9 protein-coding genes are annotated in these 14,061 nt (G+C 43.5%); all 9 read left to right on the top strand.

The genetic code is table 11. From position 1 onward, the window contains the following. Positions 1 to 517 precede the first annotated feature (517 nt). The 9 genes from ychF (at position 518) to WKT01_RS10720 (ending at position 14,059) form a co-directional block, all read left to right on the top strand. The gene (ychF, locus tag WKT01_RS10760; protein WP_059066213.1) at positions 518 to 1,615 is read left to right on the top strand and encodes a redox-regulated ATPase YchF; all 1,098 of its coding nucleotides are present in this window, start codon (positions 518 to 520) and stop codon (positions 1,613 to 1,615) included. Positions 1,616 to 1,738: 123 nt separating this feature from the next. Continuing rightward, positions 1,739 to 2,698, top strand: coding sequence for a prolipoprotein diacylglyceryl transferase (gene lgt, locus WKT01_RS10755; RefSeq protein ID WP_270395642.1), 960 nt, complete (start codon positions 1,739 to 1,741; stop codon positions 2,696 to 2,698). 311 nt (positions 2,699 to 3,009) lie between these two features. Then, complete coding sequence (locus WKT01_RS10750) at positions 3,010 to 3,930, top strand: NADase-type glycan-binding domain-containing protein (protein WP_340312322.1); 921 nt, start codon at positions 3,010 to 3,012, stop codon at positions 3,928 to 3,930. A gap of 160 nt (positions 3,931 to 4,090) precedes the next feature. Continuing rightward, the gene (nifJ, locus tag WKT01_RS10745; RefSeq protein ID WP_117975048.1) at positions 4,091 to 7,633 is read left to right on the top strand and encodes a pyruvate:ferredoxin (flavodoxin) oxidoreductase; all 3,543 of its coding nucleotides are present in this window, start codon (positions 4,091 to 4,093) and stop codon (positions 7,631 to 7,633) included. Positions 7,634 to 7,876: 243 nt separating this feature from the next. After that, entirely contained in the window at positions 7,877 to 8,557 is a 681-nt protein-coding gene (locus tag WKT01_RS10740) for a GntR family transcriptional regulator (RefSeq protein ID WP_117975049.1), read from the top strand. Positions 8,558 to 8,816: 259 nt separating this feature from the next. Beyond that, positions 8,817 to 9,869, top strand: a complete 1,053-nt coding sequence (locus WKT01_RS10735; protein ID WP_117975050.1) for an ABC transporter substrate-binding protein — start codon at positions 8,817 to 8,819, stop codon at positions 9,867 to 9,869. A gap of 74 nt (positions 9,870 to 9,943) precedes the next feature. Continuing rightward, a complete protein-coding gene (locus WKT01_RS10730) occupies positions 9,944 to 10,648 on the top strand; it encodes a cyclase family protein (protein WP_059066219.1) in 705 nt (234 codons plus the stop codon). 23 nt (positions 10,649 to 10,671) lie between these two features. Beyond that, complete coding sequence (locus WKT01_RS10725) at positions 10,672 to 13,125, top strand: ATP-binding cassette domain-containing protein (protein ID WP_117975051.1); 2,454 nt, start codon at positions 10,672 to 10,674, stop codon at positions 13,123 to 13,125. Position 13,126: 1 nt separating this feature from the next. Beyond that, positions 13,127 to 14,059 carry an ABC transporter permease gene (locus WKT01_RS10720; RefSeq protein WP_117975052.1) on the top strand — a complete coding sequence of 311 codons (933 nt, stop codon included), beginning with the start codon at positions 13,127 to 13,129 and terminating at the stop codon, positions 14,057 to 14,059. The last annotated feature ends 2 nt before the right edge of the window (positions 14,060 to 14,061 follow it).

The following is a 14,061-nucleotide window of genomic DNA, read 5'->3' as shown; positions in this document are numbered from 1 at the left end:
ATTTTTATATAAGAAGAAATAAAGACGGAAAAAGAAAATATGAGCATGTCCGAAATGAGATTGATACTGAAGTCAGTGAATGGAAAGCAAGTATCCTTTTTATGAAAAATGGCTCTTACAATTGAAGAGGCGGCTGCGTATAGTGATATAAGAGGCGGGAGATGGGATAGAAATTGAATATTCACAAAGATAAAACGGTATGGTATAATACAAGGTGCTGTATTAGGGCTTCTTTGGATTGGAATAAAGAAGAAAATCTATGCGTGTATTGAGATATACATTCGATGCTAGAGCGATAGAGGGAGGAATAAGACCGAAAACATTACAAGTCATTTTAGGGTATTCAAACGTTGGTATCACCAGGAACTTATAGGTGCATGTCACAGAAGACGAAAAAATGAAAGAAATTGAAAAGATAGAAAAACATTAAAAATTGTGTAGTAAATTGTGTAGTAAAAACATAAAGAAAGGCGAAAACCCGCATAAATCAAGGGTTTTCAGACGGGTGAAGATAAAAATGAAATTAGGTATCGTCGGACTTCCAAATGTAGGAAAAAGCACATTGTTTAATTCGCTGACAAAGGCAGGAGCAGAATCTGCGAACTATCCATTTTGTACGATCGATCCCAATGTAGGTGTCGTAACCGTACCGGATAAGCGTCTGGATGTATTAGGAGAAATGTATCACACAAAGAAGATCATCCCTGCCGCGATAGAATTTGTCGATATTGCAGGATTAGTAAAGGGTGCTTCCAAGGGAGAAGGGTTGGGAAATCAGTTCCTGGCAAACATTCGGGAAGTGGATGCGATCGTGCATGTGGTAAGATGTTTTGAGGACAGCAATATCGTGCATGTAGACGGAAGTATCGACCCTCTGCGTGATATAGAAACGATTAATTTAGAACTGATTTTTTCGGATCTGGAAATTTTGGAAAGAAGAATTGCAAAGACAGTGAAGCTGTCCAGAAATGATAAGACAGCGGCAAAAGAATTGGAATTGCTGAATCGCTTGAAAGCACATTTGGAAGAAAATCAGCTGGCGAAAAGTTTTGTGACAGAAGATGAAGACGAACAAAACTGGATGGCAGGTTATAATCTGCTGACTGCTAAACCGGTTATTTTTGCGGCAAATGTAACGGAAGAAGATCTGGCAGATGACGGGGCGGGCAATACAGGAGTCCAGGCAGTCCGTGAGTACGCAAAACAGGAACAATGTGAAGTGTTCGTTGTATGTGCGCAGATCGAGCAGGAGATCGCGGAACTGGATGAGGAAGAAAAGAAAATGTTCCTGGAAGATCTGGGATTAGAAGAATCCGGATTGGAAAAACTGATCAAAGCAAGCTACCATCTTCTGGGGCTTATCAGCTATCTGACAGCAGGAGAGCCGGAAGTACGCGCGTGGACGATAACAAAAGGCATGAAAGCTCCGCAGGCAGCAGGAAAGATCCATACGGATTTTGAAAGAGGCTTTATCCGGGCAGAAGTGTTAAGTTATGATGATCTGATGGCATGCGGGACTTATGCCGCCGCCCGGGAAAAAGGGCTTGTCAGGCTGGAAGGCAAAGAGTATGTAGTGCAGGATGGAGATATCATGTTGTTTAGATTTAATGTATAGTATGGATCCTGCTATGTTTTGAAGCGTCGGGATAGTCGTGAAACAGCTGTGTAAGAGATAATAAGTAATTTACGAAGGGGACGGTTAAAGGAACACAGGGACAATGCAGAAGGGAGCAAAGATATGCATTATGACATCAGTTTTCCACATCTGGGCATCTATTTGGAGCATGTGGGAAAGAGCATACGCATTTTCGGTTTTGAGATCGCGTACTATGGCATCATAATAGGAAGTGCTATTTTATTAGGGTTTTTGATCGCTACCTCCGAGGCGAAGAGAACGAGACAGAACCCGGAAGATTACTTGGATATGGGGATCATCGGCGTGATAGCCGGGATAGCAGGTGCAAGGATCTATTATGTGATCTTTTCTTGGGATATGTACAAGGATAATCTGCTGGATATTTTTAACCTGCGGGAAGGCGGGCTCGCTATTTATGGAGGCATCATTGCAGCTGTGATCAGTGTTCTTGTGTTGGCAAGGATCAAACATTTGTCTGCGCCGCAGATTTTTGATACGGTCGCAATGGCACTATTAAATGGACAGATGCTTGGAAGATGGGGGAATTTTTTCAATAGGGAAGCATTTGGCGGATATACGGACAGCTTGTTTGCTATGCGGCTGCCGCTGGATGCGGTACGGTCTTCTGATGTGACTGAGCAGATGCGCCAGCATATACAGAGGATAGATGGTGTCAGCTATATTCAGGTGCACCCGACCTTTCTCTACGAATCTTTCTGGTGCATGATCGTCTTGATCCTCCTGTTTGTCTACCGCAGACATAAAAAGTATGAAGGAGAGCTGTTTCTGTTATATTTGTTCGGTTATGGTCTGGGCAGAGTGTGGATAGAAGGGTTAAGGACAGATCAGCTTTTGCTTCCGGGAGTCGGTATCGCCGTATCCCAGCTTCTTGCAGGTGTGATCGTGGTTGGAACAGGCGCGGCATTGCTTTATCTGCGAAAGAACCATAAAAAAATACCTTTGTTAAAAATCGGAAGAAAATATGAACCTATGCCGGATAAGATAGAAGGGAAAAAACCTCCGAAGTCGAAAGAGAGGATCTTCAAATTTAAACGGAAATAAAAGAAATATAAAACCTTGTAGATCTCAGCTGTGTCAGGATGACAGAGGGGATATACAAGGTTTTATTGTACCTATTCAGGCAGATCTGCTGCAAAGAAGTTAATGTCAATTTACTTGACAGATACTAAACGAATACGCAATAATAAGAATATATATCAGTCTGTTTTGCATGCGATTTTATTACGCCCGAATGGATATATCCATTCGGGCATCTTGCAACACAGGCCCTACAGGCGGGCGTGCTGCTCACGACAAAGTATACTTTACATGGAAAAGAAAATTTTTAAAAGAATTGGAACAGGAGTAAAAAGATGTTTTGTGAAAATTGCGGACACAAGATAGAAGCGGGAGAACAGTTCTGTCCAAATTGCGGGCAGAGGGTAGAGACAGAGGAAGCGACAGAAAAAACGACAGAAAAAGTGACAGAAAAAGAACCTGCGGTAAAGAAAAAAGGGAAAGGTAAAATAATCGCGGTGTGGACAGCGCTGGCATTTATCATCCTCATATTAGCGGCAGCGGCTACAATTTTTTTCGTGAAAAAGAGCGAAGGGGAAAAGCAGGCGGAGCTTAAAAAACAGGAAGAGCAAAAAGAAACGTCAAAGAGAAGGAAAGATACCAAAAGAGCGGAAAATAACAAAAAAGAGGAAGATATCCAAAAGAAAGAAGAACAGGAGGAACAAAACAATCAGTTCGAATCTGAAAAAACACAGGAAAAAGAACTTCCTGGAGCAGAGCCTGCCGGCACACCGACAGGGCTGACTCATGCAGGAAGCGAGATCTATATGGTAGATTTTACAGTTTCTGCATCTTCTGTTCTAGAAGAAACAGGTTATAACTATGAGACGCAAAATCTGACGGATGTGGATTGGGCGACTTGCTGGGCAGATGGAGCAGCTGGAAATGGTGTAAATGAAAGTATTTTATTTACGAGTGCCCAGGAACAGACAGTCAGAGGACTTGCCTTTCTTCCGGGTATATATACCAGCGAGGAATTATACTGGAAAAACGGAGCGCCGGAAGCGCTGCATATAGAATATGGCGATGAGGCTATGGATTATTCTTATACAGATAAGGGGAGCGCTTTTATCACTGGGAATGCTTTCGATGGGATGATATACATTGACTTTGGCAAAGAGGTGAAGATCAGTGAGTGTAAAGTGACGATCACCGGGGTAAGAGACGGAAATAAATATGACGACTGCTGTATTACTGAAATGTTTCTGTATCGGTAGGAAAATAAAAGAAGAAGCGCTCGGAGGAAGACAGAAATGTACACGAAAATAAACAAAAAATAGAGTGTGTTCTATAGACTTTTGTCACTTTTCGGGATATAATTACAATACATGTGAAAATATTAACTTTACAATGTAAATTATAAGGAGGAACAACAAAATGGCAAGAAAAATGAAGACCATGGATGGTAATCAGGCTGCCGCTCACGTTTCCTATGCGTACACAGAAGTTGCAGCGATCTACCCGATCACACCATCATCTGTAATGCCAGAACACATTGACGAATGGGCTACTGAAGGCAGAGAAAATATCTTCGGACAGACTGTAGAAGTAACGGAAATGCAGTCCGAGGCAGGTGCTGCAGGTGCTGTGCACGGTTCTTTATCAGCAGGAGCTCTGACAACAACATTTACCGCTTCACAGGGATTACTTCTGATGATCCCAAACTTATATAAAGTAGCAGGAGAACAGCTTCCGGGCGTATTCAACGTATCCGCACGTGCGCTCGCAAGTCATGCGCTGTCTATTTTCGGAGATCACTCCGATGTGTATGCCTGCCGTCAGACAGGCGCTGCAATGCTGTGTGAATCCAGCGTACAGGAGGTTATGGATTTAACACCGGTTGCACATTGTGCAGCATTGGAAGGAAAGCTGCCGTTCATCAACTTCTTTGATGGTTTCAGAACATCACATGAGATCCAGAAGATCGAGACATGGGATTATGAAGACTTAAAAGACATTGTAAATATGGATGCAATCGATGAGTTCCGCGCGCATGCGTTGAATCCAAATCATCCATGTCAGAGAGGTTCTGCACAGAACCCGGATATTTTCTTCCAGGCAAGAGAGGCGTGCAACCCATATTATGATGCAATGCCGGCAATCGTGCAGAAATACATGGACAAAGTAAATGAGAAGATCGGAACAGATTATAAACTGTTTAACTACTACGGTGCAGCAGACGCAGAGCATGTGATCATCGCAATGGGTTCTGTATGTGATACGATCGAAGAGACGATTGATTACCTGACAGCAGCAGGCGAGAAAGTCGGCGTTGTGAAGGTACGTCTGTACAGACCATTCAGCGCAGAAGCTCTGATCGCCGCAATTCCGGATTCCGTGAAGAAGATCTCTGTTCTTGACAGAACAAAAGAACCGGGAGCACTTGGCGAACCATTATATCTGGATGTTGTCGCAGCGCTCAAAGGCACAAAATTCGACGGAGTGCCTGTATATACAGGACGTTACGGACTTGGTTCCAAAGATACGACACCGGCACAGATCGTAGCTGTATATCATAATGATGAGAAACAGAAATTCACGATCGGTATCGTAGATGATGTGACAAACCTGTCTCTGAAAGCAGACGAGCCTCTCGTTACCACACCGGAAGGAACGATCAACTGTAAGTTCTGGGGATTGGGAGCAGACGGAACTGTCGGAGCGAACAAGAACTCCATCAAGATCATCGGTGACAATACAGACATGTACGCACAGGCATATTTTGATTATGACTCTAAGAAGTCTGGCGGTGTTACAATGTCTCACCTGCGTTTCGGTAAGCTGCCGATCAAATCCACATATTTGATCCACCAGGCAAACTTTGTAGCATGTCACAATCCATCTTATGTGGACAAGTACAACATGGTACAGGAACTGGTTGACGGCGGTACATTCCTTTTGAACTGCCCATGGGATATGGAAGGTCTGGAGAAACATCTGCCGGGACAGGTAAAGGCATATATTGCAAAACATAATATCAAATTCTATACGATCGACGGTATCAAGATCGGTAAAGAAATCGGACTTGGCGGACGTATCAATACAGTCCTGCAGTCTGCATTCTTCAAGCTTGCAGCGATCATTCCGGAAGAAGAAGCGATCGATCTGATGAAGAAGGCTGCAAAAGCTACTTACGGAAGAAAAGGCGATAAGATCGTACAGATGAACTATGATGCGATCGACGCAGGCGCAAAACAAGTCGTAGAAGTATCCGTTCCGGAAAGCTGGAAAGATGCGGCAGACGAAGGTCTTGCAACACCTCATGTAGATGAGAGTGGAAGAAAAGACGTTGTAGATTTCGTTAAGAATATCCAGGCAAAAGTAAACTCTCAGGAAGGAAATACACTGCCTGTATCTGCATTCAACGATTATGTAGACGGTTCTACACCTTCCGGTTCTTCTGCGTATGAGAAGCGTGGTATCGCTGTGGATATCCCAGTTTGGAAACCAGAGAACTGTATCCAGTGTAACCGCTGTGCGTATGTATGTCCGCACGCAGTTATCCGTCCGGTTGCGCTGACAGAAGAAGAACTTGCAAATGCTCCAGAAGGAATGGAAGCAATCGATATGATCGGTATGCCGGGTATGAAATTCTCCATCACGGTATCTGCCTATGATTGTACAGGATGTGGTTCCTGCGCGAATGTATGTCCGGGCAAGAAGGGCGAAAAAGCGCTTGTTATGGGCAATTTGGAAGCAAATGCCGGCAAACAGGATTTCTTCAACTATGGACGCGAGATTCCGGTAAAACCAGAAGTTGTTACGAAGTTTAAAGAGACAACTGTAAAGGGAAGTCAGTTCAAACAGCCGCTGCTCGAATTCTCAGGAGCATGTGCAGGCTGTGGTGAGACACCTTATGCAAAACTGATCACACAGCTGTTTGGTGACAGAATGTACATCGCAAATGCGACAGGATGTTCTTCTATTTGGGGTAACTCTTCACCGTCCACACCATATACGGTAACTCCGGAAGGAAAAGGACCGGCTTGGTGTAATTCCCTGTTTGAAGACAATGCTGAGTTTGGATATGGTATGCTGCTTGCGCAGAATACAATCCGTGCAAGACTGAAAGGCAAAGTTGAAAAACTGGCTGAAACAGCAGAAAACGAGGATGTAAAAGCAGCCGCACAGGAATACCTAGATACATTTGCATGCGGAGCAACAAACGGCACAGCAACAGATAAATTGGTAGCTGCACTGGAAAACTGCGGATGCGACAGAGAAGAAAAGGCAGAATTGCTGAAGAATAAAGATTTCCTTTCCAAGAAATCTCAGTGGATCTTCGGTGGAGACGGATGGGCTTATGATATTGGATTCGGTGGTGTTGACCATGTACTTGCAAGCGGCAAAGACATCAATATCATGGTATTTGATACAGAAGTTTATTCCAACACAGGCGGACAGTCTTCTAAGGCTACAAAGACAGGCGCTACTGCACAGTTCGCAGCAGGCGGAAAAGAAACAAAGAAAAAAGACCTTGCGGGTATCGCAATGAGTTATGGCTATGTATACGTAGCGCAGATCGCTATGGGCGCTGACTTCAATCAGACAGTGAAGGCGATCGCAGAGGCGGAAGCTTATCCAGGACCATCTCTGATCATTGCATATGCTCCATGTATCAACCATGGTATCAAGAAGGGCATGAGCAAAGCGCAGACAGAAGAACAGCTTGCAGTAGAATGTGGATACTGGAATAACTTCCGGTTCAATCCAGCTGCTGAAGGCAATAAGTTCTTCCTTGACAGTAAAGAACCAAAACAGGAAGAATACCAGGCATTCCTTGACGGAGAAGTTCGTTACAATGCGCTGAAGAGAGCAAATCCGGAAAAAGCAGCAAAACTCTTCTCACAGAATGAGAAAGAAGCAATGGAAAGATATGCTTATCTGAAGAAACTGGTAACTCTGTACGGAGAAGAATAATTACAAAAGCTAGACGGTATCAAGATAGATATAGTCAGCGGCAACATAGGAATTCCCCAACTGTTCAGTGCAGTTGGGGAATTTTTATGTTGACAAGCTCTAACGCAAGTCGTTATACTAGATATATACGTCTAGTATACTAGTTTGTAAAAACTAGTGGTATACAATAAGGAGATGTGGATAAAAGTGAGATTCTTTTTATGTCTTGCTGGAATAATAGGAAAATAAAGGTTTGGTAAAGGTATGATCGTAAAGAAAAGATATGGACGAGAAACAGGAAGAGAATATGTACTGCGTATACTTAAGGAAAATATTGTCCTGTTGGAATTGGAACCAGGCAGCAGGATCAGTGAAAATGATCTGGCAGCAGAACTTGGTATTTCACGGACTCCAGTAAGGGAAGCATTGATCGAATTAAGTAAAAGTAAGATCGTCAAGATCTATCCCCAGAAAGGAAGTTATGTTTCACTGATCGATTGGGCCATGGTGGAAGAAGCACAGTTTATGCGTATCACCATGGAGAAAGCAGTTATTGTTCTGGCATGCCAGGGAATAGAAGAAAAAAAATTGTCTGTATTGGAAAAAAATGTAAAACTACAGCAGTTTTATCTTGATGATGATGAGCCGGGAGAACTCCTGGAATTGGATAACCAATTTCATAAAGAATTGTTTATAATGACAAATAAACCACATATTTATAAACTGATGAGTAATATGATGCTGCATTTTGACCGTTTGCGCGCCTTGCGTACGAAGACAGTAGATCAACAGTATGTGATAGACGATCATATGGAAATTTTGGACGCGATCCGCAAAAAGGATGTAGAAAGAGGAGTGTCTGCTATGGAACGTCATCTGACAAGACACAAGATTGACGAAGGGATCGTAGAGGAGAAATACCGGCAATATTTTGAGAAGGAATAAAAAGAGAGAAAATGCAGAAAAATTCTATCGGATTTTGAAAGTAAGCAGAGAAAATCCGATAGAATTTTTTTGTATAATATGACAGAAAATAGAAAGCAGTTTTTACATTTAAAAAGATAAAAATTGTGCAATATAGAGAAATAAAATATGAATCACAAAAGTATAGAAGAATTAGTTGACAAATATATAGGGGGGGGTAAGATACTAGTATACAAGTGTGGAGCGTATTCCACAATAGTTTAAAGAGGAGGATTCAATTATGAAAAAAAGAAGCAGAGTATTGGCAGCCCTTCTGGCAGGAACCATGATCATGAGCCTGGCGGCATGTGGAAGCGCAGGTTCAGATGACAAGAAGGAGTCTGATGGCGGAAGCAAAGGTGGCTATAAGATCGGTCTGACAAACAGTTTTAATGGAAACTCTTACCGTCAGCAGATGGAAGCATATGCACAGGAAGCGGCAGATGAGCTGAAAGAATCTGGTGAGATTTCTGAATTTACGATCGTGGAGGCAAACAATGATGCTTCTAAGCAGGTACAGCAGATTGAAAACTTTATCTTGGAAGGCATGGATGCGATCATCATCGATCCGATTTCTGCTACAGCTCTGACAGGAGCCATCCAGGAAGCATCTGATGCAGGAATTCCGTGTATCATCATCAATGACGGACCGGTAGAATCTGACGCAGAACTTTGTTATCAGATCAATTTTGACACAGTTGACCAGATGGGAACTCTGACAGAATATGTGTGCGAGGCAATCGGCGGTAAAGGTAAGATTATCGAACTGAGAGGAACTGCTGGAGCAGAGTTTGATAATATTGCGCATGAAGGTGTTATGAAGACATTAGAGAATTACCCGGACATCGAGGTTGTCGCAGAGGTCTATACAGACTGGACAGGTTCTAAAGCGCAGTCAGAGTTGGCTTCTGTCCTTCCGACACTGGATCAGGTAGACGGAGTCGTGACACAGGGTGGAGATTCTTACGCAGCTGTACAGGCATTTGAAGCAGCTGGCATGGACCTTCCGGTCATTGGCGGAGACAACAGAGGGTATTTCCTGAAATGGTGGGCAAATGAAGCGCCGGAAGGATACGATACACTTTCTGTTTCTTCCAATCCATGGGATGGGGCGACAGGTGTATATGTAGCCTGTGATATCTTGAGCGGCGAATATGATATCCCAAATGAAATGATTCATCCGTTTGCGGTTGTGACAAAAGATGAGGTACAGGATTACAAAGACATGGGAGATGAGGAGATTGGAACTCCTACATATGACCGTGACTGGGTAAGAGAGAACTTATATAAATAGTAGGGAAACAGCCAGGCCGCAAAAGGCAGTACAAGGTCTGGCTGTTCTTATATTCAGAAAAGAGGGAGATACACATGAACGAACAGATTATACCTTTGATGCAGCAGGTGATGGACAGCGCCGATGTGATCGACTTAAGTTATACGATGGAGCCGGGGATGCCGGTCTGGCCTACTCATGCAAGATTTGGAGCGATTATTTATGAGACGTATGATGAAGGAGCTGTTTCTCTGCATAGACAAATAAATTTCGGAGAACATACGGGAACTCACTTGGATGCGCCTAAACATTTTATAAAAGGCGGAGCATCTATCGAAGAAGTAGATGTCAGAACTGTCATTGGCAGAGGTGTGAAGATAGACGCCTCTTTTCTGGAGCCTTGCGGGGTATATACATTGGATATGCTTAAGAAGTTTGAAGAAGAAAACGGAGAAATCAAACAGGGTGACGTTATCCTTCTGCATTTCGGCTGGGAAGAAAAATACGGTACAGGAAAAGATGCAGAAGAATTTTTAAAAGATTGGCCAGGTCTGGGAGGGGACGCAGCACAGTATTTACTGGATAAAAAAGTAGCCTCTGTAGGTACAGATGCTCTTGCCTTGGATCCTTTTGGCAGCGAAACATATCCCTGTCATTATATTCTGCTCGGCAGCGGAGTGCCGATTATAGAGAATCTGACAAATTTGCGGAAACTTCCGGTATTTTCGTATGTGATAGGACTGGCGAATAAGATCAAAGACGGATCAGCCTCTCCGATAAGAGTGATCGCATTGACATAGAAATCAGAAAGGAGCTTAAAAGAGTGAAAAGAACAGAAACACAGACTCCTTACATAGAGTTATCGGGGATCGATAAATTTTTCGGCATTACAAAGGCATTGCAGAAGATTGATCTTCAGATATTCGCAGGAGAAGTAATCGGATTGGTCGGACCTAATGGGGCGGGAAAATCTACGATGATGAAAGTACTGACGGGAGTACTTCCGCCGACTGCGGGAAAAATCATAGTAGAAGAAAAAGAAATGACAAAATATACGACAAAAGAAGCGAAGGAGATTGGAATTTCCTGCGCATATCAGGATCTGTCGTTATGTACGAACTTGAGTGTTTATGAAAATTTTGCCATGCTGAATGTAGATCATGGCCTTGTGACAAAACCGGGCTGGAGGAAAAAAGCCAAAAAAGAGGCAAAAGATCTGCTGGAAAAATATTTCCCAGGCAATCACATCGATGTGATGAAATCTGTGGAACGCCTCACACTTGCGGAGAGACAGATTGTAGAGATTTGTAAGACACTGATGACAGACAACTTAAAAGTACTCGTTCTCGATGAGCCTACATCTGCCTTATCAACAGATAAAGCAGAGCAGCTTCATAAAGTAGTGGAAGAATTGAGCGCAAAAGGGACTGCAGTTATCTATATTTCACATAAGCTGGATGAAATACGGAAAGTGTCTGACCGGATCGTGATGATGAGAAATGGGATGAATTCCGGCGAATGCGACCCGGATGAGATCACAACAGAACAGCTTGTAGAAATGTTAGGCGGCGCAGGAACGAAAAAGGCGGCGGAAAAAGTTCTGTCAGAAGAAAGTGACCAGACATCGCAAGTAGCGGCACAGATAAAGGATTATACAGGGAAAGGCCTGTATAATATCAATATGCACGTGAACAGAGGCGAGATCGTGGGGATCTCCGGATTGGTAGGCTCTGGACAGACAGCTCTTTTAAATCTTTTGTATGATTCTAAAAAATATAAAGGAAAAGAGAAAAAAGGCGTCGTTTTGAATACCTCTGTTTCTTATGTAAGTGGAGACAGAGCGAAAGAAGGCGTTTTCCATCTGTGGGATATTTTTGACAATACGATCATCGGGAATTTGGATCAGGTAAAAACAGGCGTATTTCTGGATAAGAAGAAGTCAGAAGGCCTGGCGCAGACTTGGTATGACAAGCTGAAATTTAAGGCAGAAGGAATCCACAGTCCGATTATGTCTTTAAGCGGAGGAAATCAGCAAAAGGCGTTGATCGCCAGAGGAATTGCTTCTGGCGCTGAGCTGATCATTTTAAATGACCCGACGGCGGGCGTCGATATTGAGACAAAGCAGGAGATATATGGTCTTCTTGAAGAGGCGAAAAAAGCAGGTAAGGCAGTGATCCTCTATTCTACGGAAGATGCGGAGATCGAGATCTGTGACCGTGCGTACATTATGCATGAGGGAGAGATTACAGAAGAATTAAAGAAAGAAGAGATCACCGTTGCCAATATCGTAAAAGCTTCTTTTAAAGATGTAAAACATAAGAAAGTGACAGAAGAAAAGAAAGAAGGTATGGTACACAGGATCCTGACTTCTCGGGTATTGCTTCCGGTAGCTGCTATGATCATTATGATTCTTTTGAATGCTTCTATGAATCCAAGGATCCTTTCTTACATGGGAATGCGTATGTTGGTTTCCTCGGCAGTACCGCTTGTGTTTGCTGCTCTGGGACAGATGTTCATTGTCACAGCAGGCGATGTGGATATGGGAAATGGATATTCGATCGCGCTGGTCAATGTACTGGTCGGTATCATATTGACAGGAAACCCGTTGTTTGGAGTTATCAGTCTGCTTATTTTTATCGCGTCATATGCTTTGATGGGTGCACTGATCCATGTGCGCAATATTCCTGCAATCGTGGTTACTTTAGGCGCGCAGTTTGTATGGTGGGGCATTGCGCTTGTCATCGCACCGTCTCCTGGCGGGACTTGCCCAGAATGGTTACTTGCAATTTATAAATTTGAATTTCCTGTCATTCCAATGCCGATCGTACTTTGTGTACTTGCAGGCGTATTCTGCTGGTACGTATTGTTCCGTTCCAAATACGGCATGATTTTAAGAGGAATCGGAAATAATCCATTGGCAGTGGAACGTTCCGGATGGTCCTATCTGCAGGCAAAAATGACAAACTATGCACTGGCCGGTTTTATGGTCGTTTTAGCAGGTATGGCATACACAGCAGTCTGCATGGGCGCGGACGCAAATTCATCGGCAACATACTGTATGATGTCTATTGCGACGGTTATTCTCGGCGGCTGTGAGATGGCAGGCGGTATTGTAGCTCCGATCGGTGTTGTGTGCGGCGGGATCGCTATGTCATTTATCACAACGATTTTGACATCATTTAGGGTAGACTCGAATTACCAGACAGCAGTGACAGGCCTGATCCTGATCGTTGTATTGGCGATTAAACTGATCACCCATAAAAAGGAGGGAAAATAAAATGAAAAAAATAATGACGAAGTATGCATTTATATGGCCGCTTCTCGGCTCCGTCCTTTTATGGATCGCAATTTCAGTCGTATCTGGAAAATTCAGTGTCGGACAGATATTTTCCAGTGCAAAACTTTGCTCATTTGCCCTTCTTTTGGCATTGGGACAGATGATTGTCGTAACAAGCGGTGAAGGCGCGATCGATCTGTCACAGCAGTATATACTGACATTGGCAGCATACATATCTTGCGACCTGATGCAGTACAATGTTCTTATCGGGATCGTGGCGGCAGTTGCTGTAGGAGCACTGTGTGGACTGGTAAATGGATTGATCAATATCTATCTGAAGGTTCCGGCAATGGTGACGACACTTGCCACAGGATACATTATTTTTACCATTGTACTTGTATTAGCGCCGGGCATGAAGACGCTGCCGGATAAAGGATTTGTAGATTTTATCAATCTGCATGCAGGTGGTTTTTCTATGCTGACGGTAATCTGTCTCGCAGTGGCAGTACTTCTGGCATTGCTCCTATATAAGACAAAATATGGAAAACAACTTCATGCAGTAGGACAGAAAAGAATTGCTGCAAAATATGCAGGGATCAATGTAAACAGGGTCGTTATCACAGCCTTTGTATTGGGCGGCGCGCTGTGCGGCCTTTCCGGTACACTGTGTGGCGCGTTTAACGGAGGCGCTTTCCAGGATATGGGAACGACGTATTTCCTGCCGTCCATTGCAGCGGCATTTGTAGGAGGTACCGCTGCTTCCGGAGGAAAATCGAACGTAGCAGGTGTATGTCTGGGTGCTTTGATGATGTATCTTCTCACGACATTTTTAAATGCCGCGAGTCTGTCGGTCGGCATGCAGAGACTGATCCAGGGAGCGGTACTTGTATTGATATTGGTTGCTTCTGTTTCCAATGACGCAAAGAAAAGTTAGGA

It is taken from the genome of Mediterraneibacter sp. ICN-202921 (assembly GCF_037890075.1).
GTDB classification, from domain to species: Bacteria; Bacillota; Clostridia; order Lachnospirales; family Lachnospiraceae; genus Mediterraneibacter; species Mediterraneibacter massiliensis.
Note: the sequence above shows the minus strand (reverse complement) of the source record. Positions and strands in the feature narration are given on the sequence as shown.